This window comes from Leucobacter sp. wl10, from assembly GCF_003569785.1.
In the GTDB taxonomy this organism is placed as follows: domain Bacteria; phylum Actinomycetota; class Actinomycetes; order Actinomycetales; family Microbacteriaceae; genus Leucobacter.
This window is the reverse complement of record NZ_KZ984000.1, coordinates 41456-65893: the sequence shown is the minus strand read 5'-3', so window position 1 is coordinate 65893 and position 24438 is coordinate 41456. Positions and strand designations below refer to the sequence as shown.

The window sequence follows — 24438 nt, the reverse complement described above, 5'->3', positions numbered from 1 at the left end:
ACGGTCGCGGAAGGGCGCCCGGGCCCGCCCCTACTCGCCCCGGGAGACCCGGGTCATCTCGTCGCGGGGCACCACCTTGATGCGGGTGCGGCCCTCCCCCTCGCCCAGGGCGAGCTCGTGCTCGTCGAGGCGGCGCCAGCCCTCGATCGTGGTGTAGGGCACCTCGCGCTCGTGCAGCAGCGCCGGGATCGCCTCGGCCTCCGGGCGCTCGGGGCGCCACCAGGTCTCGCGGTCCTCGAGCAGGCACTCGAGCGTCTCCATTGCGTCGGACTTGGTGTGGCCGATGAGGCCGACCGGCCCGCGCTTGATCCAGCCGGTCGCGTACACGCCCGGGATCCGCTCTCCCTCGAGATCGCGCACGCGGCCCTGGATGTTCGGGATCACGCCCTTCGAGTCGTCGAACGGGATCTCGTCGAGCGGCGATCCGAAGTAGCCGACGGCGCGGTAGAGCGACTGCATCGGGATCACCTCGAACTCGCCCGTGTCGACCACGCCGCCCTCGCCGTCTGGCGCTGTGCGCTCGACCTTGAGGCCCGCCACGCGGCCGCGCTCGACGACCACCTCGACCGGCTTCGACCAGAAGTGCAGGCGCAGGCGGCGCGAGGAGGGCTCGAGGCGCCCAGCGTCCCGCTCCACCTGTTCCGAGCGCCACTTGTCCATGATGCGGGTGATGACGGTGATCTGCTTGTTCTTGGCGAGCACCTCGTCGGCGTACGCGTCTTCGACGTCGAAGTCGCGCTCGTCGAGCACCATGTCGACATCGCGCACCTCGCCCAGTTCGCGCAGCTCGAGCGGCGTGAACTTCACGTACTTCGGGCCGCGGCGGCCGAAGAGGTGCAGCTCCTCGATGGGGTTGGCCTTGAGCCCCTCGTAGACGTTGCGCGGGATCTCGGTAGGCAGCAGGTCGTCGGCGTGCTTGATGAGCATGCGCGAGATGTCGAGGGCCACGTTGCCGTTGCCGATCACCCCGACCTCGCGCGCCTCGAGGGGCCAGGTGCGGGGCACGTCGGGGTGACCGTCGAACCAGCTCACGAAGTCGGCCGCGCCGTAGGAGCCCTCCGCACCGATACCGGTGATCTCGAGGGACGCGTCGCGAATCGCGCCCGTGGCGAAGATCACCGCGTGGTAGTGCCGCTTGAGGTCGGCGAGCGTGATGTCCTGGCCGTAGCGCACGTTGCCGAAGTAGCGGATGGAGCCGCTGTCGAGCACCTCGCGCAGCGCTGTGATGATGCCCTTGATGCGGGGGTGATCCGGCGAGACGCCGTAGCGCACCAGGCCGTACGGGGCCGGCAGCTGCTCGAACAGATCGATCTCGACCTCGAAGTCGCGCTCGGCCTTCAGCAGCAGATCCGCCGCGTAGATCCCCGCCGGGCCCGCTCCGACGATCGCCAGTCGCATGCTGCGCATTCCTATCCTTCCCGGTTCACGATGGAGTCGGCCATGCGCTCGAGCGCGCGCTTCACCGACGACTTGGGCAGCGGTTCGAGCGACTGCTTCGCCTCCTCGGCCCAGCGCTTGGCCGTGGTCTCGGTCTCCCGGGTCACCTCGTGCGCCCGCAGCGCCTCGACCTCGGGGTCGAGGAGGCCGGGATCCGCCCCGTCGGCGATCGCCGCGGCACCGGCGTCGATGCGCGCCAGCAGCCCCGCGTCCGAGGCGCTCGCACCCGCCCGCCGCTGCAGCAGCAGATACGGCAGCGTGGCGACGCCCGCACGCAGGTCGGTGCCGGCCCGCTTGCCCGTCTGCTCCTTCTTGGGAGAGAGGTCGATCACGTCGTCGATCAGCTGGAATGCGACGCCGATGCGCTCGCCGTACTCCATCACCGGATCCGCGTACTCGGACGGGGCGCGCCCGAACATCGCGCCCATGCGCGCAGCGGCGGCGATCAGCGCGCCCGTCTTGTCGGCGAGCACCTGGACGTAGTGCGCGATCGGCTCATCGCCCTCCTGCGGACCGACGGTCTCGTGCAGCTGGCCCAGGCAGAGACGCTCGAAGGTGCGGGCCTGCAGCAGGATCGCCTCCTCGCCCATGCCCGAGACGAGCGACGAGGCGCGCGCGAAGAGCAGGTCGCCGGCCAGGATCGCGACCGAGTTCGACCACACCGTCTGAGCGGCGGGCACGCCTCGGCGCAGCTTCGCGTCGTCCATCACGTCGTCGTGGTAGAGCGAGGCGAGGTGGGTCATCTCGACCGCCTGCGCTGCGCGGCGCACCAGCTCGTTCGGGCCGTCGCCCAACTCGCTCGTGAGCAGCGTCAGCATGGGCCGGATCCGCTTGCCGCCGGCGTCCATCAGGTAGCGGGCGGGCGCGTCGGCGACCGGCGAGGCGAAGCGGAGGTGCTCCATGAGCCCGGACTCGATCAGTTCGAGCTGATCCTGCAGCTCCTTCGCCTGGCGGCGATCCTGCGCGCCGCGGAACAGGCGCATGGGCAGCGCCTGCGTCGCCGTGTCCTCGGCGCTCCGACGGCTCACCGAGGTCCTCCAGCGCTCGGCTTCGCCGCGGCGGGCTTCTTCGCGGAGGCGGGCTTCTTCGCCGCGGGCTTCGGCTCGCGCGGCACGAAGCCGCGGTGCAGCGCCACGATGCCGAAGGTGAGGTTGCGGTAGGCGACGCACTCCAAGCCCGCCTCGCGCAGCCACGCCGCGAGCTCCTCCTGGGCCGGCCAGGCCTCGATCGACTCGGTGAGGTAGCGGTAGGCGCCGGCGGCCTCGCGGTTGATGAGTCCCGCGATGCGGGGCAGCACGTGCCGGCCGTAGAACGCGTAGGGCCCGCGCACCAGCGCCGACGGCGGCGTCGAGAATTCGGCGATCACCACGAGCCCGCCCGGCTTCACGACGCGCCGCATCTCGGCGAGCGCCCTCCGGGGGTCGTCGATGTTGCGCAGCCCGTACGAGATGGTGGCCGCATCGAAGCCGTCGTCCTCGAACGGAAGGGCGGTCGCATCCGCACGCACGAACTCGACGAGGTCGTTGCCCGCGTGGCGCCTGCGCCCCTCCTCGAGCATGCCCTCGGAGAAGTCCGCGGCGACCACCTGCGCACCGTGCGCGGCGAGCGCGGCCGACGAGGTGCCCGTACCCGCGGCGAGATCGAGGATGCGCATTCCGCTGCGCGGCATGACGGCGCGCGTGGTGGCGATGCGCCACAGGCGGTCGTTGCCCGCGGTGAGCACGTCGTTGATCAGGTCGTAGCGAGGAGAGACCTGGTCGAACATGGCGGAGACGTCTGCTGCGCGCTTGGTCGCGGTGTCGGGTCGGGTCACCCTGCCATCGTATCCCGTCCCGCTCCGTCGCTGCCTGAGGCGCCTCCCCGCAGCGCGCTCAGTCCGAACGGGTAGATTGGCAGGGTGACGAGCGATCGCGATGTGCCCAGGCTGCGCGCGATCACGCGAACCCTTGCGGCGACTCCCGACCTCCTTTCGCTCGCCGACCCACGGCACCCGCTGCTCTGGTATCGGGGGGATCGCGCCTGCGTGGGTGTGGGCGAGGCGCTGCGGCTGACGTTCAGCGGTCCGGCGCGCTTCGCGGAGGCGGCCGAGCGCTGGCGCGAGATCGCGGCGGCCGCCGAGATCGACGACCCCGTGCGCATGCCCGGCACGGGCCTCGTGGCGCTCGGGTCCTTCACCTTCGCGAACCGCAGCGCGGCTGAGAGCGTGCTCGTCGTGCCGCGCACGCTCGTCGCGCGGCACCGCGACCGGTGGTGGATCACCGAGGTCGCGGTCCTCTCATCCGACGACCCGCCGCCGTCCCCCGACGCCCTCGAGCTCCCCGCTCCGCAGCCGCCCGGCTCATGGGCGGGCACCGCGTTCGCCGCGCCGCGCGCGGGATCCCGGGCCGGCGAACCCGTGGATCGGACGGCGCCCGACTCCGCCGCCGTCGACGCCTATCTCAGCGGCGTGCGCCAGGCGATGCACCGCATCTCGCAGGGCGACGCGGAGAAGATCGTGCTCGCGCGCCAGGTGTCGGGCGGGATCGCCGCCGACGACGACCTGCGCGTCCCCCTGCGACGGCTCGCGGAGCGGTACCTCGACTGCTGGACCTTCGCGGTCGACGGCATGCTGGGGGCGAGCCCGGAGACCCTCATCCGCTCGACCGGCGGCGCGGTCTCGGCCCGCGTGCTCGCCGGCACCCGCGGCCGCCACCCCGAGAGCGCCGGCCGGGACGCGCAGGCCCGCGACGAGCTGCTGACCAGCGCCAAGGAGCAGCACGAGCACGCCTTCGCCGTGCAGAGCGTCGTCACCGCGCTCTCCCCGCACGTGCGCGAGCTGCGCACCAGCGAGGAACCCTTCACGCTGCGGCTGCCCAACGTCTGGCACCTCGCCACCGACCTCGGCGCGTGCCTGGGCGAGCGCAGCTCCTCCCTCGAGCTGGTCGGGGCACTGCATCCCACGGCCGCGGTCGCCGGCACGCCCACCGCGGCGGCCGTCGACGCCATCGCCGAGCTCGAGCCCTTCGACCGCGGGCGCTACGCGGGCGCCGTGGGCTGGATCGACGCCGCGGGCGACGGCGAGTGGGTCATCGCGCTGCGCTGCGCGCAGGTCGGTGCGGCCGATCCCGAAACCGGGGAGCGCTCCGTGGTGGCGAGCGCGGGCGGCGGGATCATGGCCGATTCGGATCCCGAGCACGAACTCGGCGAGACCGTCTCGAAGCTGCGCCCCATCACCGAGGCCTTCGCGGAGTAGCCGCGGCGGGTTCCGGCTCCGGCCGTCGGAGGGAGCGGGAACCCTGGGCTCCTCGCAGTCGCGCGGCGACCCGGGTCAGTCGTCCTCCAGCTCGTAGGTTCCGGACGCGTCGGTGAACAGCGCCGTCTGCCCCGGCCGGGCCTCTCGCACGAAACCCGCGACCCACGGGAAACGGGCGACGAACGTCTCGACCGACCACACCTCGTGATTGGCGGCGTCGTCCATGTACTCATCGGATTCCAGACCGGTGACCGACTGCAGATCCGTGCCCGTGAAGGTCACCCAGCGCGGCGGGTGCTCGGCGTGCAGCTTCGACAGGAAGACCGGCGCGTTCCCCGCCGCGCCCCCGCCGGCGACGGCGTCGTCCCGGGTGACATCCAGCAGCGCATCGACGGATCCGGCCTCCTCGACGAGCGTCTCCCAGCCGTTCGCCGACGCGAAAGCCGCCTCCGCGTCCGTGAGCAGACGAAGGGTCCGCACATGCCCGAGCAGTTCCCCGTCGACAGATCGCACCTCGTCGAAGGACGGGCCCCAGCGCGACGGCGTCACCATGATCGCCGAGATCCGGGTGCCGCTGAGGAACGGCTCGCCGTTGCGCCACGGCGTCCCCACCGGGGGCACCCGCCGGTTCGACGCCATGTCATCGCAGACGATCTCCAGCGCGATCCGTGCCGCGCCCTGCTGGCCCTCCAGCACCTCGACGGCCAGTTCGACGCGCTCACCGGAGTCGGTCGGCAGCCGCGACGCTCCGGACGTCATCACCGTGATCGGGCCGTCGGCCGGCCGCTTCTCGACCACGCGGATCGCGCCGCCGATCGGCTCGGACTGCACGGACGGCTCGACGCCCAGCGCATCGAAGACGTGCTCTGGAAAGGCCTGGTTCTCAGTCACCGTTCCAGTCTCGCAGCTCGCCGCGCGTCTCGACAAGTGCGCGATCGGCTCCCGCGCAGCCGTCGTCCCCGACGCGGCGATGGCCCGGATCCGCCGCACCCCGGCCACGTCCGAGATGCGGCGCGACCCTCGGGGCCGTCACTCCGGCCAGCGCAGGCCGAGCGAGCGTTCGACCTTGGCGCGCTCCTCCGCGACGTCGAAATCGGGATCCGGCCACTCGGGGCGCATGCGCTTCAGCTCCGCGATGACGATGCGCTGCACCGCGACCCGCGCGTACCACTTGGCGTTGGCGGGAACGACGTACCACGGCGCGTGCTCGGCCGCCGTGCGCTCGATGGCCGTCTGGAACGCCCCCATGTAGGCGGCCCAGTACAGCCGCTCGCCGACGTCGCCGGGATTGTACTTCCAGTACTTCTCGGGATCGTCGAGTCGAGCGAGCAGGCGCTCGGCCTGCTCCTCGGGCGAGATGTGCAGCATGATCTTCACGATGCGCACGCCGTCGTCGGAGATGCGGCGCTCGAAGTCGACGATCGCGCCGTAGCGGCGCTCGATCTCCTCCGGCGGGGCGAGACCGCGGACCCGCTGGATCAGCACGTCCTCGTAGTGGGAGCGATCGAAGAGGCCGATGAGGCCGGGGCCCGGCACCCGCGGCTCGACGCGCCACAGGAAGTCGTGGGCGCGCTCCTCCTCCGTGGGCGGTTTGAAAGCGGTGAGGGCGAGACCGTACGGCTCCAGTTGAGCGAACACGTGGTTGACGATCCCGCCCTTGCCCGCGGCGTCCATGGCCTGCAGCACCACGAGCAGGCGGTCCCTCGCGCCGAGCCGGCTCTGCGCGAAGAGCTTCTCCTGGAGCCCGCGCAGCTCCTGCGCGGCGCGCGCGAACTCGGCGACCCCCTCGCGCTTCTCACCGTCGGTGCCCGGTTTCGCCCCGGGATCCACGTCTCGCAGCAGGAAGTCGGGGCCCGCGCGCAGCAGCTTCGTCACGTCGTCCGTCCAGAACTCTTGCGCCACGCCGTCTCCTCCGCTCGGGTGCTTCCCACTGTACGGCCCGAGCCGGCTCGAGGCCCGCGGCGTCTCCCGGCGCGCCGGCTCGCGGATCGGCTGGTCCCGCCTCGCCCGCTCCCGGATCGATGTGCGCCTTTCGGTGGCTCGCTCGACGGTGGGGCCCCGAAAGGCGCACACGGATCACGGGCGAAGACGGCGCACGAAGATCGATCAGCGGGGCGGGCGGTCACCGCGCGAGCGGCACCTCGACGATCTCCGGTCCCGTCACGGGCTCCGTGAGCAGGTTCTCGAGCTCGCCCCGCGCGGCGACGCGGCGGTGCGTCCATCCATAGGCGCGGGCGAGCGCCGCGATCTCGACGCGCTGCGGCGTGTACATGACGCGTTCGAGGGCCGCCGGATCCGCCGAGCCCGCGACCTCGAGGCCGTCGAAGATCGTGCCGCCGCCGTCGTTGCCCACGAAGAGCTGGATGCGGGGGCGGCCCTCGCCCTCCGGAAGCAGCAGCGATCCCGCGTCGTGCAGCAGCGCGAGGTCGCCGACGAGCGCGCGGGTCGTGCCGGCGGCCCGCGTCGGCTCGTCCGCGGCCTGGCTCGCCGCCGCGACGCCGAGCGCGGTCGCGACCGTGCCGTCGATGCCCGCGAGCCCGCGGTTCGACCGCGCCTCGAGCCTGCGCGCCGGGGCCAGCCCGTCGAGCACCCGCACCAGGCGCGACGCGGCGAGCACGAGCCGGTCGTGCGGCCAGGTGGCGCGCCACACGCTCTCGACCAGCAGCGCGCGCGTGATCGGCTCGCGCATCGCCGCCACCTCGGCGCGGGCGTAGGCGCTGCGCTCCTTGTACCCCGTGGCGAGGGCTGCCTCGAGATCCGGTTCGTGCACCGTGCTGCGCTCCCGCTGCAGCTCCCGGTCGGCGACCACCCACGCGCCGAGCCAGCGCCGCAGCGCGCGCGGGTCGTGATCCTCGGCCACGCGCGCGGCGCGCACGACGCGAGCGCTCCCGCTCGGATCGTAGTGCTCGGCGTCGGCGTACGGATCGACCACGACCGCCTCGACGTCGTCGCGCCGCAGCAGCGCCGGCACCTGCCGTGTCAGCGTGGGGTGCCCGAAGACGATCGCCCGCTCGACGAGGCCGCCGATCGCCGGGTCGTCGATCAGGGTCGCGTAGGCGACGACGGCCTCGCGGCCGTAGCGGGAACCGCTCACCGCCTCGGCGAGCAGCGGGATCCCGGCGGCGTGCGCGAACGCCTCGGCCTCCGGGCCGGCGCCCTCGCCCGCGACCACCACCGCGAGGGCGTCGCCGCGGTGGATATAGGTCTCGTCGTCGCCGAAGCCGAGACGAGCATGGAATCCTCGCGGACTCGCCCCGATCGGCGTGCCGATCGGGGCCCGCGCGCCGGATTCGCCCAGCCGCTCGGCTTCGGCCCCAGCGGCCTCGAATCCGCCCGCGATCATCCCGTCGAAACCGGCCGTGCCCGAGAGCGGCTCTCGGAACGCGAGGTTGAGGTGCACCGGTCCCGGAGGCCGCTCCCCGAGGAGGCCCGTGGACGCAGCGAGGGCAGCAGCGGCGATCGCGCTCGGATCCCGGTCCTCGCCCCGGATCAGCTCCCCGTCCGGCCCGGACTCGGGCGCCGGAACGTCGAGCGAAAGCCGGGATACGGCCTCGAACAGCCCGACCTGGCGAGTGGTCTGATTGCTGCGGATGCCGCGCAGCTCAGTCGGGCGGTCGGCTGTGAGCAGCAGCAGCGGCACGCGCCCCTCGTGCGCTTCGAGCGCAGCCGGTGCCAGATTCGCCACGGCGGTGCCGCTCGTCACGATGACGGGGGCCGGAACACCCGTCTCCCGCGCGATCCCCAGCGCGAAGAACGCGGCCGACCGCTCGTCGAGCCGCACGTGCAGACGGATCGCCCCGGCTCGCTCCGCGGCGGCCGCGGCGAGCGCGAGCGCCTGCGAGCGCGATCCCGAGCACACCACCGCGTGCCGCACCCCGCGGCGGATCAGCTCGGCGAGAAGCTCGACCGCGAACATCGAGGATGGAGCGGGCGCCGGGCGCCCGCTCACTTCTGCGCCGCGTCGCCGTCGGGGCGCGTGTCGCTGCCGTTGGGATGCCCGTCTCCGTTCTCGGGCGCATCCTCGCCCCCGTCGCGAGGGGGAGACGGATCCTGCGGCCCCGGTGCGCGCGGTTCGCCGGCCGCCGGCCGGTCCCCGTCGCTCTCCCCGGGGAACGTCTCGTTGTCGAGCTCGCGCAGCCGCTCCTCGAGGTCGCGCATGTGCGCGTCGAGATCCTCGCCCGACAGCCGCGTCCCGGTGAACCGCGGGTCGTCGTCCGGAGCCCGGGGAGGCGCGTCCGCGGCCTTCGCGCCCTTGCCGATCATGAACCACAGCACGCCGCCGATCACCGGCAGCACCACCACGAGCACCACCCAGACGGGCTTGCTCACCCCACGTGCGCGTGACGCGTCCGTCATCGCCGCATCCACCAGCGCGTACAGCGTGAACGCTACGGCGATGACGACTCCGATCATCACGAATCGCACCATGCATCCATGGTACCGGTCAAGCCTGTTCACCCCCTGTTCGCACAGCGGCCGTCTGCCCGTCCGCTCGCACGGGCAGGATCGTTCCAGGAGCCGCCGGTAGACTCTGGTGGGTGAAGAACCCCCGCTCCGCCTGGATCGTCTACACCGTGCTGCGCCTGCTCTTCTTCGCGGTGCCGTTCGCGCTGGTCTACCTGCTCGGACTCTCGCTGCGATTCTCGCCCATGCTCTCGGCGTTCGTCGCCGCCGCCCTCGCGGCGCTGATCAGCATCTCGTTGTCGCTGCTCCTGCTCTCGAAGCCGCGCGACGTGGCCTCGGAGAGCATCTACGAGTGGAGGAATCGCGACCGCACCGCCGACGACATCGCCGAGGACGACGCGATCGCCGCGGAGAAGCGATCCGAGGAGACCGAGCGTCCGGATGACCTCCCGGTCGCCGAGAAGGACGACCCGCAGCACTGAGGCGAAGCCCTGACGCACTGGGAGAAAATGACCAGTGCGTACGCTCTCTGGCGCTTCTCCTCCGAGGCGAGCACGCTAGTGCGGTGCCCAAGATCCACTCCGCCGCCGCACTCAAGATCGGCCAACGCGTGCGCGCCGTGCGGCAGCGGCTCGGCATCTCGCTCGAGGATCTGGGAGAACTGTCGGAGATCAGCTGGACGAGCATCGGCAAGATCGAGCGCGGGGCGTCGAGCCCCACCGCCGAGACCCTGATCCGTCTCGCAACCGCGCTCGAGGTCGACCCCGGCAGCTTCATCAGCGGCCTGACCTCCGACGACTACGGGCGGCGCCTGCACCAGCTCTCGGCCCGTGATCTCATCCGCGCCCGCGCCGAACAGGGCGCGCAGCGCCGCGAGGGGTGAGCGCGAGGCCGCTCGACCTCTCTCGCATTCAGCGGCTCGAGCGGCGCAGAGCTCTGCGACCACGCGTGCAACTGCACTGATTCACCCCGGAGCACCTCGATCGTCGCGGATCCGGGTGCTCCGGGGTGAATCAGTGCTCAGGGGTGGCAGCGCCCGGCTGCCGCGGCTCCGGCCGGGCGCTCGCTCCGCTCCGCCGACAGCACCGTGAAGGTGCGGTCGCGGGCAACCTGGCGGACGGGGCCGATCTCCCGCTCCACCAGCGAGCGGTAGCGCAGGTGCGAGTTGAAGACGAGGCGCAGCTCGCCACCGGGGGCGAGCGCGCGGCGGCAGGCTCGGATGAGGCGGTGCGCCACCCCGGCGTGCACGGTCGAGCCTGTGTGGAACGGCGGGTTGAGCAGGATCAGCTCGGCCCAGCCGTCGGGCACCGCCTCGAGCGCGTCGGCGCGGTGCGTCTCGACCCGGCCTGCGACCCCGGCGGCCTCCGCGGTGAGCCGGGTCGCGGAAACGGCGGCCTCCGACTGGTCCGTCGCGACGACGCGCGCCTCGGCCCGGGCCAGCGCCGCGGACACGGCGAGCACGCCGTTGCCGCAGCCCAGGTCCACGATGCGTTGCGCCGCGGGAGCCGCGTCGCCGAGGCCCTCGAGCAGCAGGCGGGTGCCGCGGTCGAGGGCCGCGCCCCCGAAGGTCGCGCCATGGGCGGCCACGCGGAACGGGAGCGAGGGATCGGATCCCCAGCGCGGGAACGGGGCCGGACCGAGATCCCGAGCAGCGCGCGGGTCGCGCGCGAGGAGCACTCGCGCCTTGCGCCGCCCGAGGCCCGCGACGACCTCGCCGAAGTACCTGCCGAGCACGTCGTTCTGGGCGCGAGTCATGTGCTTGACCCGCCCGCCGGCGTAGACCCGAGCGTCGGGAGCCGCCCACCGCGCGATCGACCAGGCGATCTCGTCGAGCGCGTCGAGGCCGCGCGGCAGCTGCAGCAGCACGAGCCGCGCGCCCTCCAGCAGCGAAGCGCCGAGCGGGCGAGAGGAGTAGGCGCCGGCCAGACCGAGGCGCTCCGCGTTGCGGGCGAGCGCCCGCTCGCCGAGCAGCGGATCCTGGTGGGTGCGGATTCCGCGCGCGCCGAGCACCGATGCCGCACCGAGCGTGAGCGCACCGTGCCGGTCGCCGATCACGGCGAGTTCTCCGTCGCCCAGGCCGCCCGCGTCGCCGTCGGCGGTGGTGGCGGCGGCGAGGATCAGCTCGTCGGCCGCGTCGTGCGCCCGCAGCTCTGGGGCGTCGAAGTCGGGCTCCCGCGAAAGCTTCGCGAACAGCCCGGAGAGATCGATGCCCGCGGGATCGCTCATCTCCTCGACGCCGGCGCCGCGACCGCTCAGGGCTTCCACACGACGACCTCGGCGCTGCGCCGCACGCGCGTGCCGCGCCGCAGCGTCACCACCTCGCCCGCCGTCGATCCGGCCGCGAAAACGCGGCGCTCCGGCCGCTGCAGCTGCTCCTGAGCGAGCGAGCGCTCGAGCTCGCGCACCCGGCTCTCGAGCTCGCGCACGCGATCCTCGAGCTGCAGCACCCGGCGGATCCCCTCGAGGCTCAGCCCCTCGGCCGAGAGCCGGGCCACCTCGCGCAGCTGAGCCACATCATGCAGCGAGTACCGCCTCGTGTTGCCGCGCGTGCGCTGCGGCGAGACGAGCCCGATGCGGTCGTACTGCCGCAGCGTCTGCGGGTGCATCTCCGCGAGCTCCGCCGCCGCAGCGATCGCGAAGACGGGCGTGAAACGATCCATCTGAGGCGCTGGCATGATGCGGCTCCTGCGTCAGCCCCTGGCCCTCGCCAGGAGATCCTCGCGCGGGTTCTCCTGAGGTTCGACCGCGCGGAACGCCTCGAGCGCCTCGCGCGCCGAGTCCGAGAGGTGCGACGGGACGACCACCTGCACCTCGGCCAGCAGGTCGCCCGTGCCCTTGGAGCTCTTCACCCCGCGGCCCTTGACCCGCAGCACGCGACCGCTCGGGGTGCCGGGCTGCACTCTCAGCCTGACGGGCGACCCGCCGAGCGTCGGCACCTCCACCGTTCCGCCCAGCGCGGCCTCGGAGAAGGTGACCGGCAGCCTGAGGCGCAGATTCTGGCCGTCGCGCTCGAACACCGGGTGCTTGCGCACGTTCACCGTCAGGATGATGTCGCCCGCGGGGCCTCCGTTCGGGCTCGGCTCGCCCTTGCCGCGCACCTTGATCTTCTGACCGTCGGAGACTCCGGCCGGGATCTTCACCTTCACCGGCCCGTTCGGCGCCTGCAGGGTCACGGTGTCGCCGCGCACGGCCGTCTCGAAGTCGAGCGTGGTCGACGCGTTGATGTCGCGTCCCGGCTGCGGCCCGCGCGAAGCCCCGCCGAACATGCCGCCGAAGATGTCCTCGAAGCCCTGACCGCCGGTCTGCTGGTAGCTGAAGTGGGGCCCGCCCCGGCCGCCGCCGAACATGCCGCCGAAGACGTCCTCGAAGCCCTGCGCTCCCCCGCCGCCGGCGGTGAAGCGAGCCCCGCCCGCGCCCATCGCGCGGATCTGGTCGTACTCCGCGCGCTGCTCCTTGTCGGAGAGCACGGAGTACGCCTCGCTGATCTCCTTGAACTTCGCCTCGGCGACGGTGTCGCCCGGCTTGGAGTCGGGGTGGTACTTGCGGGCGAGCCTGCGGTAGGTCTTCTTCAGCTCGGCATCGCTCGCGTCTTTCGAGACGCCGAGGATCTGGTAGAAGTCCTTCTCGAGCCAATCCTGACTAGCCATCGGCCCCCACCGCCACCGCTACCTTGGCGGGGCGCAGTTCGACATCGCCGATGCGGTACCCCCGCTCGATCACGTCAAGCACCGTGTGCTGCTCGGTGCCGGGCACCGGCACTCGCGCGATGGCCTCGTGCAGCTGCGGGTCGAAGGGATCGCCCTTCTCGCCGAAGCTTTCCAGGCCGAATCGCTCCATCGTGCCGCGGATCTTCTGCGCGATCGTCGCGAACGCCGACCCCTCGACGAGATCCCCGTGCTGCTCGGCGCGTTCGAGGTCGTCGAGCACCCCGAGCAGCGGCGTCACGGCCGCCGCGACGGCGCGCTGCTTCTCGAGCTCGGCGTTCGCCTCGGTGCGCTTGCGGTAGTTCGCGTACTCCGCGGTGAGGCGGCGCAGATCCTCGAGGTACGGGTTCTCCTCGCCCGATCCCGGCTCCCCGGCGCCCTCACCCGACGCCTCCTGCGAGGCGGCGTCGGCGCTCTGCTCGGCGCCCAGGATGTCCTCGACCGTCAACTCGTCCCCCTGCTCGGCCGGCGAGCCGGGCGGCTCGGTCGGGGAGACGCCCTGCGCCTCCTCCGACCGATCCGCCCGATCCGCAGGAACCTCGTTGCGATCCGGATCCTCGCCCGGCGTACGCTGCTCCTCGCCCGCCATCGCTACTTCTTCTCCTCGTCGTCCTCGACGACCTCGGCATCCACCACGTCGTCGTCGTCCGACTGCTCGCCGGCGGCGTCGGCCGCGGGCGCCTCGGCCTGGGCCGCGGCGTAGATCGCCTCGCCGAGCTTGGTCTGGCTCTGTCCGAGCTTGTCGGCCGCCGACTTCACGGCCTCGTCGTCGTCACCGGCGAGCGCCTGCTTGAGCGCATCGAGGTCGCCCTGCACCTCGGTCTTGACGTCCTCGGGCAGCTTGTCCCCGTTCTCCGAGATGAGCTTCTCCACCGAGTAGGCGAGCTGCTCCGCGTTGTTGCGCTGCTCGGCGCTCTCGCGGCGTTTCTTGTCCTCGGCCGCGTGCTCCTCGGCCTCGCGCACCATGCGTTCGATGTCCTCCTTCGAGAGCGTCGAACCGCCGGAGATGGTGATGGTCTGCTCCTTGCCGGTGCCCTTGTCCTTGGCCGAGACCTGCACGATGCCGTTGGCGTCGATGTCGAAGGTGACCTCGATCTGAGGCACCCCGCGCGGCGCGGGGGCGATGCCGGTCAGCTCGAAGGTGCCCAGGTTCTTGTTATCCCGGGTGAACTCGCGCTCGCCCTGGAACACCTGGATGGCCACCGACGGCTGGTTGTCCTCGGCCGTCGTGAAGGTCTCGCTGCGCTTGGTCGGGATCGCGGTGTTGCGCTCGATGAGCTTCGTCATGATGCCGCCCTTGGTCTCGATGCCCAGCGACAGCGGGGTGACGTCGATCAGCAGCACGTCCTTGCGCTCGCCCTTCAGCACGCCGGCCTGCAGCGCGGCACCCACGGCCACGACCTCATCGGGGTTGACGCCCTTGTTGGGCTCCTTGCCGCCGGTGAGCTGCTTCACGAGACCGGTGACGGCGGGCATGCGCGTCGAACCGCCGACCAGCACGACGTGGGCGATGTCGGAGACCTTGATGCCCGCCTCGGAGATGACGTCCTGGAACGGCTTGCGGGTGCGCTCGAGCAGATCCTTGGTGAGCTCCTCGAACTTGGCACGGGTGAGCGTCTCATCGAGGTTGGCCGGGCCGTTCTCGGTGAGCGAGAGGTAGGGCAGCTGGATCTGGGTGCTCATCGAGTTCGAGAGCTCCTTCTTCGCCTGCTCCGCGGCCTCCTTGAGGCGCTGCAGCGCGATCTTGTCGTTCGCGACGTCAACGCCGGTCGAGTTCTTGAACTGGGTGATGAGCCAGTTCACGACGCGCTGATCCCAGTCGTCGCCGCCGAGGCGGTTGTCGCCCGCGGTCGCGCGCACCTGGATGGTCGAGAAGTCGTCGTCCTTGCCCACCTCGAGCAGGGACACGTCGAAGGTGCCGCCGCCGAGGTCGAAGACGAGGATGAGCTCGTCCTCCTTGCCCTTGTCGAGGCCGTAGGCGAGCGCCGCAGCGGTGGGCTCGTTGATGATGCGGAGCACGTTGAGGCCCGCGATCTCGCCGGCCTCCTTGGTGGCCTGGCGCTCGGCATCGTTGAAGTAGGCGGGCACGGTGATGACCGCGTCGGTCACCTTGTCGCCCAGGTAGGTCTCGGCATCGCGCTTCAGCTTCATGAGGGTGCGGGCGCTGATCTCCTGCGCGGTGTAGCGCTTGCCGTCGATCTCGTCGCTCTTCCAGCCGGTGCCCATGTGACGCTTGACCGAGGCGATGGTGCGGTCGACGTTGGTCACCGCCTGGCGCTTCGCGGTCTCGCCGACGAGCACCTCGCCGTCCTTGGTGAACGCGACGATCGACGGGGTCGTGCGGAACCCCTCGGCGTTCGCGATGACGGCGGGCTCGCCGCCCTCGAGCACGGCGACGACCGAGTTGGTGGTGCCGAGGTCGATGCCTACTGCGCGTGACATGTGTTCTCCTTCGATGATTCGGGATCGGGGCGCTGCGCGCCCGGGTCTGGTCGCCGCGGGCCGCCGCGATTGCCTCGAGCGACCTTGAGCCTGATGCACTCAAGTTTATCGCCGCGGGGGCGCGCGTCAAGCTCCGAACCAAAAGTTGAGTCAATCGCACTCAACTCTCAGCTTCCCGCGGGTAACGCCGTCGCCCCGCACTCCCCAGCACGACTCGCATCCATTAGGGTGAGCACTATGAGCGAGAACACGGCTGCGGGCTCCGCGCCGCCCGCAGCACCCGCCCCCGCCCGAAGACGCACGATCCTCGCCTGGGCGCTCTGGGACTGGGGATCCGCCTCCTTCCAGGCGGTCGTGACCACGTTCGTGTTCACCGTCTACCTCACCTCCGGCGCGTTCGGCGAGGAGGCCGACGTCTCGGCCAAGCTGGGCACGGCGCTCACCATCGCGGGCGTCGCCATCGCGCTGCTGGCGCCCGTGCTCGGCCGGCTCACCGACGCGGGCGGTCGCCGCAAGCAGTGGCTCGGGATCAACACCGCGGTAGTTATCGCCAGCATGGTCCTGCTCGTACTCGTCGCCCCCGGCGAGCAATACCTGATCCTGGGTCTCGTGCTGCTCGCGATCGGCAACGTCGCCTTCGAGTTCGCGAGCGTCAGCTACAACTCCATGATCACCCAGCTCGCGACGCCGCGCACGCTCGGCCGAGTCTCCGGCTTCGGCTGGGGCATGGGCTACATCGGCGGCATCGTGCTGCTCACGCTCGTGCTCGTCGGCTTCATCCTGCCCGACACCGGCTGGTTCGGAGCGACGAGCGACGAGGGCTGGAACGTGCGCATCGCCATGGTGCTCTGCGCGTTCTGGTTCGCGGTCTTCGCGATCCCCGTCTTCATCGCCGTGCCGGGGGTGCCCGCCGACGACTCGAGCCCGGTCCACGGCCTCGCCTCCGGCTACCGCGAGCTGTTCCGCAGCGTCGCCGGCCTGTGGCGCGACTCGAAGCAGACCCTCTTCTTCCTCATCGCGAGCGCGGTCTTCCGCGACGGCCTCTCCGGCGTCTTCACCTTCGCGGGCATCATCGCCGCGCGATCCTTCGGATTCGAGCCGCAGACCGTGATCCTCTTCGCGATCGCGGCCAACGTGATCTCGGGAACCGCGACGATACTGGGCGGGATGGTCGAGGACCGCTTCAGCGCGAAGGGCGTCATACTCGCCTCCCTCGCATCGATCGTCATCTGCATGCTCCTCGTGTTCGCCCTCGCGCCGCTCGGCCCCTGGGTGTTCTGGGCCTTCGGCCTCGCCGGAGCCGCCTTCGTCGGCCCCGTGCAGGCGGCGAGCCGCAGCTACCTGGCCAGGCTCATCCCGCCGGGGCGCGAGGGAGAGATCTTCGGCCTCTACGCCACGACGGGCCGCGCGGTCTCCTTCCTCGCCCCCGCCGCGTTCACCGTCGCGGTGAGGATCGGCGGCACCACGCTCTCCGGTGTCCTGGGCATCGTCCTGGTGCTCCTCGTCGGACTCCTCCTGCTCATCCCGGTGCGCCGGTCATCGAAGCAGGCCCCGGTGTGAGACGCGTGGGACCGCTCCTCGCCGCGGCCGCGATCATCGCGGTCGCGGCGTCCACGGGCTGCACCGCCGCGGACACCGGTGGGGACGTCCCCGATGCGGGCGCGGCTCAGCTGCGTCCCACCGGCGATCCAGGCCGCTGGTTCGACGCCGGCTACGCATCGGGGGTCGCATCGACGTATGCGACGTCGAACGAGGTCTGCGGCATCGCCGGCGACGTCGTGGTCGAGCGGCAGCAGGGGCCCGGACTGGCGAGCCGGGTCCTGGCTCGCCGGCTTCCCGACGGCTTCGTCGTCTGGGAGCTCGACGACGCGCGGTGCTCCACCGGGGCGGTGCTCGACGGATCAGCGGTGGTGGGCGTTGAAGGCGATGGCTCCGAGGCGTGGCGGCTCATCGACGTCGCGAGCGGTGCGGTCGACCGCGACCTGCCGCTCGACCGCGACCTGCCGCTCGACCGCACCGTCTCGCGGCCGACACCGCTGACCGAGGTGGACGGCCTGCTGATCCTCGCGCTCGACGACAACGGGCTCGTCGCGGTCGACGACGGAGGCGTGCGCTGGACGGCCCGGCTGGGGGCCGGAAGCGATACGACCGTGCTCGCCGACGGGTACATCGGCGTGGAGAACAGGCCCGAGGGCCGCATGTCGATCATCGACGGCCGCACCGGCGAGGAGGTGCTCGGGCAATCGGCGCCCGAGGCGGGGTGGTTGACCTGGGCGAGCGACGGCTTCGTCGTGAAGGTGAACGAGTCCGATCCGGAGTACGCGTTCTTCGACCTGCGCGGCAAGGAGGTCGATCGGACCGTCGGCGAATCCCAGTACCGCTTCGCCCCCTCGCCCGAGGACGGCGTCACCTTCCCGATCTCGGATCACGTCAAGGCGGGCAGGGTGGTCGGCGTGAGCGCCGACGGCGTGCCGGCACTGTTCCAGGACGAGCGGCAGCGGGACTACACGCAGGCCGGGCGGATCGAAAAGCTTCCGGACAGCATCATCATGCTGCAGGCCGTGAGCGCCGACGGATCGCTGCTGCTGTTCCGGAACGACGAGGACGGGCTCGTGATCGTCGACGCCGCAGGCGCGAAGGTGTTCGACTGGCCGGTGCCGTCAGACGCCGTCAGGGTCGAGTCGGGCTACATCGTGGCGACCGGCGGGGCGACGACCCAGGTGCTGCTCCCGGGCGCCTGATCGCGGGGCCGCAGCCCGCACCACCGCGGGGTAACCTGGGGTGGTGCCACGCCCCGACCTCTCCGCCGAGCAGCTCGCCGTCTACGAGCGCATCGAGCACACCCGCGAACACGTCTTCGTCACCGGCCGGGCGGGCACGGGCAAGTCGACGATCCTGAACCACCTCGCCTGGAGCACCAGCAAGATCATCGCGGTCTGCGCCCCCACCGGCGTCGCGGCCCTCAACGTCGGCGGGCAGACGATCCACTCGCTGCTGCGCCTGCCCACCGGCATCATCGCCGACCACGAGCTCGACCAGCCCGCCGAGTTGAAGAAGATGCTCGCCTCGATCGACACCCTCGTCATCGACGAGATCTCCATGGTGTCGGCCGACCTCATGGACGCCGTCGACCGCTCGCTGCGGCAGGCCCGCGGCAAGCGGCACGACCCCTTCGGCGGCGCTCAGATCATCATGTTCGGCGACCCCTTCCAGCTGCCGCCGGTGCCGCCGCGCGATCCTCACGAGCGCGCCTACTTCGCCGACACCTATCGCTCGCTGTGGTTCTTCGACGCGAAGGTGTGGGCCACGACCCCCATGTCGGTGATCGAACTGAGCGAGGTGCACCGCCAGCGCGACGACCGCTTCAAGCAGATCCTGGGCGCGGTTCGACACGGGGTCGTCACCGAGGATCAGGCGCAGGAGTTGAACGCCGCCGGCGCCCGCCCCGCGCCCCGCGACGTGATCACCCTCGCCACCACCAACGCGACCGTCAACCGCATCAACGCGCAGCGACTCGCCGAGATCCGCGGATCCTCGCTGCGCGCGGTCGCCGAGATCAACGGCGAGTTCCGCGAGAACTCCTACCCCGCCGACGAGGTGCTCGAGCTGAAGCCGGGCGCCCAGGTGATGTTTCTGCGCAACGACTCGGACGGGCGCTGGGTCAACGGCACGATCGGCACGGTGTCGCGCGTCGAGGGCACCGTGTGGGTGGAGGTGGATCGCGAGGACTTCGAGGTCGAGCCGACCGTGTGGGAGCGCTACCGCTACCGCTACGACGCCGAGACGAAGAAGCTCGAGAAGGAGGTCGTGGCCGAGTTCGAGCAGTTCCCGCTGCGCCTCGCCTGGGCCGTGACCGTGCACAAGTCGCAGGGCCACACCTACGACGCCGCCGTGGTCGACCTGGGACCGCGCGCCTTCAGCGCCGGGCAGACCTACGTCGCGCTCAGCCGAGTGCGCTCACTCGACGGGCTCTACCTGCAGCGCCCGCTGCAGCCCCGCGACGTGATCGTCGACCCCAATGTGGTGCGCTTCATCGATGAGCGCGGCAGCGGGCAGCCCGACGACCGGCTGATCTGACGAGCGGCCGTCGGTCCCCGCGAAAGGAGAGTTTCGGGTGCGTTCTCGCGGATTCACCCCCGGAACTCCGCTCTCGCGCCCCTTCCCTCCGGAAAACCTGGCGGCAAGGCGCCGCAGGCCCGATCCCGGCCAGGCCCGGCTATGCGGCGGCCTCGGCCCGTCCGAGATCCGCGAAGACGGCCGTGTTGAAGCCGTAGGCCGCGCGCACCTCCTCGAGCATGCGGGCCTTCTCGGCGTCGTCGAGGCTCGCCCCGAGAAGATCGAGGGCGGCGCGGTACTCGTTCTTGAAGTCGGTGAGCGAGCCCAGGTCCGAGAAGTCGTAGAACGCGACGCCGTCGCGATCGAGCCCGTGCTGCTTCGCCACCCTCCTCGCGATCATCTGCCCGCCCGACAGGTCTCCGAGGTACCGGGTGTAGTGGTGAGCGACGAGGCCCGCGAGCCACCCCTCCTCCGCGACCTCGCGGATGCGCGCCGCATACGCCTCGGTCGCGGGGACGGCCGCGATGCGATCGCGCCAGCCGTCTCCGAGAAGCTGCGCCAGGTCGGCCTCGAGGGCGGGCATGCGCGCGAGTGCGTCCCGGTGGAACGGGGCGAACGCCGGGTCGCCGACGAATCTCGCGGCTGCCTCCTCGAGCGCCTCGTACACGTAGTAGTGCTGGGCGACGAGATCGGCGTAGTCCTGCAGGGTGCCGCGACCCCGCATGATGTCCTCCATGAAGGAGGATCCCTCGCTGTCGGAGTGATCCGACCACGAGCTCTCGCGCACCACGACGGAGAACGGCCTCTCTTCGGCGGCCTCGGCGACCGGGTCGGCGGCGTGGCGTCCGTGATCGGACCGCGCCCCGCGATGGGCGCGGGATCCGGCTTCCGGTGCGTGCTCCTCGCGCGCCGGAACCCCGAGCTTCTCGCAGGCCGCCCGGTACAGCGCGACGACCTCGCGACGGATCTCGGAGCGCTCCGTGATGGCCCCTCCGGGCCAGGCGACGGAGAGCTCGCGCTCACCCGCGGCGTCGACGACCAGCCACACCCCCGCCTCGCCGGTCGCGCCCACCATGCGGCTCTCCGTTGCGCCGGGACACCCGAACGCGCGTGCGATCAGGAGATTATCCGCCGCATGGTCAGCATTCATGTGTCCGGTCACGCCTGCGATCACGTCGTCTGTAAAGGTCGTCACCGCTCCAGTCTAGTAAGGGCAGCCTCACTTCGCGCCCCGAACCGTGCCTCCCAGCCGCGCACAGTAGACTCTGCGGTGTTCTGTGTCCCATCATTGACGTCGATCAGATTGGCGGTCGAGTTTGTTCCCGAGGCTTGCACATCGCACTCGCATCGTCGCAACCGCTCTGCTCGCGACCGCGGCGCTCGGACTGACGGCGTGCACCGGCGGCGATCTCCTCTCCTCCCAGGGCGACGTCAACACCGTGGACAAGTCCCTCGGCTCCGGCATCGACGACGCCGTCGCGAATGCGATGAAGCTGAGCGGCTCCACCGAGGCCGTCGTGGGCGTCTGGTCGGGCGAGCAGGCCTACGTGCGCGGCTACGGCGGCAAGCAGGTCGACGGCGGGACCAGGATCCGCGGCTCGCAGGCCACGCAGCCCGTCATGTGCGCGCTGCTTCTCGAACTGGTCGACGCCAGGCAGGTCGATCTCGATCGGCAGATCTCGAAGGATCTGACCAGGCAGTCGGGCATCGAGGGGATCACCTATCGCCAGCTATGCGACATGCGATCCGGCCTCGCTGACTTCAAGCAGGAGTACACCGACCTCTTCGCGAACAACCCGACCCGCTTCTGGCCCGAGCAGGAGCTCGTCGCGCAGGGGCTCGCCGACTCGCCCCTCGAGTGGCCGGGCCTCAACATGAACCAATCCGACACGAACGCCGTGCTGCTGGCGCGCGTGCTGAGGGTCAAGACCGGCCGGGAAGTGCCGGATCTGCTCAAGCAGTACGTGTTCGACAAGGCCGGTATGAGCTCGAGCTACTACCCGGCCCTCTCGAGCACCACGGTCTCCGGATCGACCCTCACCGGTCTCAGCTATCCGTCGCAGGGGGGCGCGGCCGTGTGCGAGGCCGGGCCGGTCGAGGTTCCCGAGGTGTCCGCGTCGATGCTCGCCGGGGCGGGGGCGACGGTCACCACCGTGACCGACCTCAAGAGGTTCTATGAGAGCTACCTCGGCGGCACCTTCGGCGGTGACGCGGCGTCGATCGTGACCGACTCCTTCCCCACGAAGAACCCGGCGCGCGACGAGGCGGGCAAGCCCACGGAGGAGGTGGACCCGGCGACCGACCCGCAGTGGAGCTTCGGCGTGGAGAAGGTGGGGCCGCTCTACGGGCGCAGCGGGGCGATCACCGGCACGCTCACCGCCGCCTACCACGATCCTCAATCCGGATATTCCGTGGTGGTGGCGCTGAACAATTCCTCGGCCGGTGCCGGTTTCGTGAAGGCGCTCGCCCTCCAGCTCGCCTCGGTCTCGGCCGACGCCGGGGCCGGACCCCAGCTGCCGTGGAGCGCCGACGAGCAGGTCGCCGCCCTCGGCAAGCTGGCCGTCTGCCAGTAGCCGGTCGCCGGGCCGGGAGCGAATCGCGGTCGCGCAGCCCTGCTATAGTTGGTGCGGCGCTGTCGCCCTGGGATCGTCGTCTAATGGCAAGACATCAGCTTCCCAAGCTGAGAACGCGGGTTCGATTCCCGTCGGTCCCTCTGTACAGAAACACCCATCGGTTCAAGCCCTTCCGCGGCCCCGCGTGACCTCGCCGCGCGGGGCGACACCGGAGGATGCACCGGTGCGCACCGGCCCCCGGTCGTCCGCAGCCGCTGCCGGCGACACGGCGAGCGGGTCCTCGAGCCTCGGTCATCTGCCCGCGATCACGTCGCGGCTCCTCGGGCACACCGGCGAACTCGCATTCTTCATATGAAGTTCGAGCGTGCTGCCCCCTCCCCCACGGGAGTGCCGGCCACGTGCTCGCCGTCGAGCAGACGCCCGCCCTCGCTGCTCGACTCGCCTCCGCGGCCCGCCCGGCGCGGCGAGAGGCAGCTCTTCCCTCTAGAGGATCGCGCCCTCGTGGCGCAGGAGGCGCTCCTTGATGTCGACGCCGAAGAGGTAGCCGCCGAGCCCTCCGTCGGTGCGCACGATGCGGTGGCAGGGCACGACGAGCGCCACGAGGTTGTTGGCGCAGCCCGAAGCGGCGGCCCGCACCGCGGCCGGGCGGCCGGCGAGAGACGCGAGCTCCGTGTACGTCACGGCGCGGCCCGCTGGGACCCCGCGCAGCGCGCGCCACACCGCTCCCCGAAACGACGTCTCCGGCTGCGCCACCGGGAGCGCATCGATCGACGCGAGGTCCCCTCGGGCGTAGGCGCGCAGCGCGTCCGGGATTGGCCCGTCGTCGCTGGGGGAGGCCGCGAGTCCCCGTGCCGAGAGCGAGGCGTCGAGTCTGACGAGGCGATCCATGAGTGACGACCCCTCGGGGTCCGCGTCGGTTGCGAACCCCGCTGCCCGGATCGCCCCGTCCTCCGGTGTCCAGATCGCGCGGAACGGGCGGTCGACGATGTCGACGACGGTGTGCGAGAGCGGTTGGCGGGTCATGTCGGTTCCTTTCGTCGGGCGGGGCCGGGCGCGACCGCCTCGAGGAAGTCGGCCCACAGGTGCTGGGCGGCGTAGCCGCGGAAGGGCCGCCAGGTCTCGGCGAGGCGCTCGGCCTCCCGGGCGGTGCCCGCCCCGAGGGCGCGGCGCAGGATCAGGTCGCCGGCGGGGTACGCGTCGGGATCGCCGAGCGCTCGCAGCGCGATGATCTCGGTGCTCCAGGGGCCGATCCCCCGCATCGCGAGCAGCTCGGCTCGCGCGCGGGCCCGCTCCGCTCCGGGGCCGAGGTCGAGCCCGGAGTCGAGCGCCGCCGCGAGCGACCGCAGCGTCTCGGCGCGTGCGCGCGTGAGGCCGAGCCGTTCCCGCAGCTCATCGGCGCCGCACGCCGCGACGAGCCCGGGATCCGGCGCGGCCAGGAATCCGGGCACGGCGGGAGCGGCTGGTGAGGCGAACGCCGCCGCGAGCCGAGCCTGCAGGGTGCGCGCGGCGGCGATCGAGACCTGCTGCCCGAGCACGGTGCCGAGCGCGAACTCCCCCGGTTGCCGGGCGGCCGGGAGCCGCAGACCGGGCCTGCGGGAGAGCAGCCCGGCGAGCAGCGGATCGACCGCGAGAGCGTCGCCGACCTGCACGGGGTCGGCGTCGAGGTCGAGCAGGCGGCGCACGACCTGAATAGCGGGCATCGCGTCCGAGAGCCGCGGCAGCGTCAGCGTGAGCGGAATCCCCAGCGTCGAGGCACCGCCGCGCAGCTGGGCCGCGACCGACGGCACCTCGGGCCAGTCGAGACGAGCGACCGCCGTGCCGCCGGGCACGTCGACGGCGTGCGCGGTCGCGCCGCCGGTCTCGACGACATCGCGCCCGGCCACGGCGTGCGCCTCGAGGTGGGTCCGGATCGCCGCCGCGTCGAACGGCGCCCGGGTGCGCAGGCGCAGCGCGAGTGCCGGCCGCTCGTCCGAGGCCGGGCCGCCGGCATCCGAATCGGGTGCCGCCGCGCCTGCGCGTCGGCGCGGCACGCTCGAGGGCGCGATCCCGAACTCCTCGCGCATCGTGTCGCCGAACTGCCGCACGCTCCCGAAGCCCGCCGCGAAGGCGACGTCGATGAGCGGCAGGTCCGTCTGCTCGATCAGCGCACGCGCCGCGTGCGCCCGGCGCGTGCGGGCGAGCTGCAGCGGGCCTGCCCCGATCTCCTCGATCATCATGCGGCGCAGGTGGCGCTCGCTCACCGCGAGCTCGGCCGCGAGCCCCGCCACGCCGACCGCGTCGACGGCGCCGTCCCTGATGCGGCGCACGGCACGGGCGACGAGGTCGCCGCGCACGTCCCAGTCGCGCGTGCCGGGCAGCGCGTCGGGGCGGCAGCGCTTGCAGGCCCGGAACCCCGCCGCGACGCAGGCCGCCGCGCTCGGGAAGAAGCGGCAGTTCTCCGGCCGGGGCTTGCGCGCCGGGCAGGACGGGCGGCAGTAGATGCCCGTGCTCGTCACCCCCAGATACACCCGGCCGTCCCATCGGGCGTCGCGGCCCGACGCCGCGCGATAGCACGCGTCGAAGTCGAGGGTCGGGATCTGGCCGGTCACGG

General features: G+C 71.8%; 22 protein-coding genes and 1 tRNA gene. 8 read left to right on the top strand and 15 right to left on the bottom strand.

Features of this window, described 5'->3' with window-relative positions; genetic code table 11:
• Positions 1 to 30: 30 nt before the first annotated feature.
• The 3 genes from D1J51_RS12740 to D1J51_RS12730 are packed head-to-tail and all read right to left on the bottom strand — an operon-like array spanning position 31 to position 3250.
• Positions 31 to 1407 (bottom strand): ferredoxin--NADP reductase domain-containing protein, encoded by a 1377-nt coding sequence (locus tag D1J51_RS12740; protein ID WP_119075756.1) that lies wholly within the window; start codon positions 1405 to 1407, stop codon positions 31 to 33.
• Between the two features lie 2 nt (positions 1408 to 1409).
• Entirely contained in the window at positions 1410 to 2420 is a 1011-nt protein-coding gene (locus D1J51_RS12735; protein ID WP_119075803.1) for a polyprenyl synthetase family protein, read from the bottom strand.
• 41 nt (positions 2421 to 2461) lie between these two features.
• The gene (locus D1J51_RS12730; RefSeq protein ID WP_240423226.1) at positions 2462 to 3250 is read right to left on the bottom strand and encodes a class I SAM-dependent methyltransferase; all 789 of its coding nucleotides are present in this window, start codon (positions 3248 to 3250) and stop codon (positions 2462 to 2464) included.
• A gap of 84 nt (positions 3251 to 3334) precedes the next feature.
• Here D1J51_RS12730 and D1J51_RS12725 point away from each other — a divergent pair, with 84 nt between their 5' ends.
• Positions 3335 to 4669: an isochorismate synthase gene (locus D1J51_RS12725; protein WP_119075755.1), complete on the top strand. Its 1335-nt coding sequence runs from the start codon at positions 3335 to 3337 to the stop codon at positions 4667 to 4669.
• Positions 4670 to 4744: 75 nt separating this feature from the next.
• Here D1J51_RS12725 and D1J51_RS12720 read toward each other — a convergent pair whose 3' ends face one another.
• From D1J51_RS12720 to D1J51_RS12705, 4 genes are all read right to left on the bottom strand, one after another.
• Positions 4745 to 5560, bottom strand: coding sequence for a suppressor of fused domain protein (locus D1J51_RS12720; RefSeq protein ID WP_119075753.1), 816 nt, complete (start codon positions 5558 to 5560; stop codon positions 4745 to 4747).
• 138 nt (positions 5561 to 5698) lie between these two features.
• Positions 5699 to 6571, bottom strand: a complete 873-nt coding sequence (locus D1J51_RS12715) for a PPK2 family polyphosphate kinase (protein WP_119075751.1) — start codon at positions 6569 to 6571, stop codon at positions 5699 to 5701.
• Positions 6572 to 6791: 220 nt separating this feature from the next.
• The gene (gene menD, locus D1J51_RS12710; protein WP_119075750.1) at positions 6792 to 8585 is read right to left on the bottom strand and encodes a 2-succinyl-5-enolpyruvyl-6-hydroxy-3-cyclohexene-1-carboxylic-acid synthase; all 1794 of its coding nucleotides are present in this window, start codon (positions 8583 to 8585) and stop codon (positions 6792 to 6794) included.
• Between the two features lie 29 nt (positions 8586 to 8614).
• Positions 8615 to 9097 carry a PLDc N-terminal domain-containing protein gene (locus D1J51_RS12705; protein WP_119075748.1) on the bottom strand — a complete coding sequence of 161 codons (483 nt, stop codon included), beginning with the start codon at positions 9095 to 9097 and terminating at the stop codon, positions 8615 to 8617.
• Positions 9098 to 9207: 110 nt separating this feature from the next.
• On the opposite strand from D1J51_RS12705, the gene D1J51_RS12700 reads away from it, so the two are divergent.
• Both D1J51_RS12700 and D1J51_RS12695 read left to right on the top strand, forming a co-directional pair.
• Positions 9208 to 9555 (top strand): DUF4229 domain-containing protein, encoded by a 348-nt coding sequence (locus D1J51_RS12700; protein WP_162903818.1) that lies wholly within the window; start codon positions 9208 to 9210, stop codon positions 9553 to 9555.
• A gap of 83 nt (positions 9556 to 9638) precedes the next feature.
• Positions 9639 to 9956 carry a helix-turn-helix domain-containing protein gene (locus D1J51_RS12695; RefSeq protein ID WP_119075745.1) on the top strand — a complete coding sequence of 106 codons (318 nt, stop codon included), beginning with the start codon at positions 9639 to 9641 and terminating at the stop codon, positions 9954 to 9956.
• A gap of 137 nt (positions 9957 to 10093) precedes the next feature.
• On the opposite strand, the gene D1J51_RS12690 is transcribed toward D1J51_RS12695, so the two are convergent.
• The 5 genes from D1J51_RS12690 to dnaK are packed head-to-tail and all read right to left on the bottom strand — an operon-like array spanning position 10094 to position 15219.
• Positions 10094 to 11299, bottom strand: a complete 1206-nt coding sequence (locus tag D1J51_RS12690) for a class I SAM-dependent methyltransferase (protein WP_119075800.1) — start codon at positions 11297 to 11299, stop codon at positions 10094 to 10096.
• A 26-nt stretch (positions 11300 to 11325) separates the two neighbouring features.
• Positions 11326 to 11748 (bottom strand): heat shock protein transcriptional repressor HspR, encoded by a 423-nt coding sequence (locus D1J51_RS12685; RefSeq protein WP_240423224.1) that lies wholly within the window; start codon positions 11746 to 11748, stop codon positions 11326 to 11328.
• 15 nt (positions 11749 to 11763) lie between these two features.
• Positions 11764 to 12720, bottom strand: a complete 957-nt coding sequence (locus D1J51_RS12680; RefSeq protein ID WP_119075741.1) for a DnaJ C-terminal domain-containing protein — start codon at positions 12718 to 12720, stop codon at positions 11764 to 11766.
• Positions 12713 to 13366: a nucleotide exchange factor GrpE gene (locus D1J51_RS12675; protein ID WP_119075740.1), complete on the bottom strand. Its 654-nt coding sequence runs from the start codon at positions 13364 to 13366 to the stop codon at positions 12713 to 12715. Before D1J51_RS12675 ends, D1J51_RS12680 begins: the two co-directional genes overlap by 8 nt.
• 2 nt (positions 13367 to 13368) lie before the next feature.
• The gene (gene dnaK, locus D1J51_RS12670; RefSeq protein WP_119075738.1) at positions 13369 to 15219 is read right to left on the bottom strand and encodes a molecular chaperone DnaK; all 1851 of its coding nucleotides are present in this window, start codon (positions 15217 to 15219) and stop codon (positions 13369 to 13371) included.
• 237 nt (positions 15220 to 15456) lie between these two features.
• Between dnaK and D1J51_RS12665 the strand changes: the two genes are divergently transcribed.
• The 3 genes from D1J51_RS12665 to D1J51_RS12655 are packed head-to-tail and all read left to right on the top strand — an operon-like array spanning position 15457 to position 19296.
• Positions 15457 to 16779: an MFS transporter gene (locus tag D1J51_RS12665; RefSeq protein ID WP_119075736.1), complete on the top strand. Its 1323-nt coding sequence runs from the start codon at positions 15457 to 15459 to the stop codon at positions 16777 to 16779.
• A complete protein-coding gene (locus D1J51_RS12660; protein WP_162903817.1) occupies positions 16776 to 17960 on the top strand; it encodes a hypothetical protein in 1185 nt (394 codons plus the stop codon). Before D1J51_RS12665 ends, D1J51_RS12660 begins: the two co-directional genes overlap by 4 nt.
• Positions 17961 to 18003: 43 nt before the next feature.
• Positions 18004 to 19296: an ATP-dependent DNA helicase gene (locus D1J51_RS12655; protein WP_119075798.1), complete on the top strand. Its 1293-nt coding sequence runs from the start codon at positions 18004 to 18006 to the stop codon at positions 19294 to 19296.
• Positions 19297 to 19435: 139 nt separating this feature from the next.
• Here D1J51_RS12655 and D1J51_RS18660 read toward each other — a convergent pair whose 3' ends face one another.
• Positions 19436 to 20437, bottom strand: coding sequence for a biliverdin-producing heme oxygenase (locus D1J51_RS18660; RefSeq protein WP_371414090.1), 1002 nt, complete (start codon positions 20435 to 20437; stop codon positions 19436 to 19438).
• A gap of 154 nt (positions 20438 to 20591) precedes the next feature.
• Between D1J51_RS18660 and D1J51_RS12645 the strand changes: the two genes are divergently transcribed.
• Entirely contained in the window at positions 20592 to 21848 is a 1257-nt protein-coding gene (locus D1J51_RS12645; protein WP_119075732.1) for a serine hydrolase domain-containing protein, read from the top strand.
• Between the two features lie 69 nt (positions 21849 to 21917).
• Positions 21918 to 21988, top strand: a tRNA-Gly gene (locus D1J51_RS12640).
• Positions 21989 to 22331: 343 nt separating this feature from the next.
• Here the strand turns inward: D1J51_RS12640 and D1J51_RS12635 are convergent.
• Positions 22332 to 22871 (bottom strand): methylated-DNA--[protein]-cysteine S-methyltransferase, encoded by a 540-nt coding sequence (locus tag D1J51_RS12635; protein WP_119075730.1) that lies wholly within the window; start codon positions 22869 to 22871, stop codon positions 22332 to 22334.
• A complete protein-coding gene (locus D1J51_RS12630) occupies positions 22868 to 24436 on the bottom strand; it encodes a DNA-3-methyladenine glycosylase 2 family protein (RefSeq protein WP_205547890.1) in 1569 nt (522 codons plus the stop codon). Before D1J51_RS12630 ends, D1J51_RS12635 begins: the two co-directional genes overlap by 4 nt.
• Between the last annotated feature and the right edge of the window lie 2 nt (positions 24437 to 24438).

Coding starts and splice junctions, on each gene's coding strand:
- D1J51_RS12740 (WP_119075756.1), bottom strand. CDS start 1,407: ATGCGCAGCATGCGACTGGCGATCGTCGGAGCGGGCCCGGCGGGGATC.
- D1J51_RS12735 (WP_119075803.1), bottom strand. CDS start 2,420: ATGCGCCTGTTCCGCGGCGCGCAGGATCGCCGCCAGGCGAAGGAGCTG.
- menD (WP_119075750.1), bottom strand. CDS start 8,585: ATGTTCGCGGTCGAGCTTCTCGCCGAGCTGATCCGCCGCGGGGTGCGG.
- D1J51_RS12705 (WP_119075748.1), bottom strand. CDS start 9,097: ATGGTGCGATTCGTGATGATCGGAGTCGTCATCGCCGTAGCGTTCACG.
- D1J51_RS12690 (WP_119075800.1), bottom strand. CDS start 11,299: ATGAGCGATCCCGCGGGCATCGATCTCTCCGGGCTGTTCGCGAAGCTT.
- D1J51_RS12685 (WP_240423224.1), bottom strand. CDS start 11,748: ATGCCAGCGCCTCAGATGGATCGTTTCACGCCCGTCTTCGCGATCGCT.
- D1J51_RS12680 (WP_119075741.1), bottom strand. CDS start 12,720: ATGGCTAGTCAGGATTGGCTCGAGAAGGACTTCTACCAGATCCTCGGC.
- D1J51_RS12675 (WP_119075740.1), bottom strand. CDS start 13,366: ATGGCGGGCGAGGAGCAGCGTACGCCGGGCGAGGATCCGGATCGCAAC.
- dnaK (WP_119075738.1), bottom strand. CDS start 15,219: ATGTCACGCGCAGTAGGCATCGACCTCGGCACCACCAACTCGGTCGTC.
- D1J51_RS12665 (WP_119075736.1), top strand. CDS start 15,457: ATGAGCGAGAACACGGCTGCGGGCTCCGCGCCGCCCGCAGCACCCGCC.
- D1J51_RS12635 (WP_119075730.1), bottom strand. CDS start 22,871: ATGACCCGCCAACCGCTCTCGCACACCGTCGTCGACATCGTCGACCGC.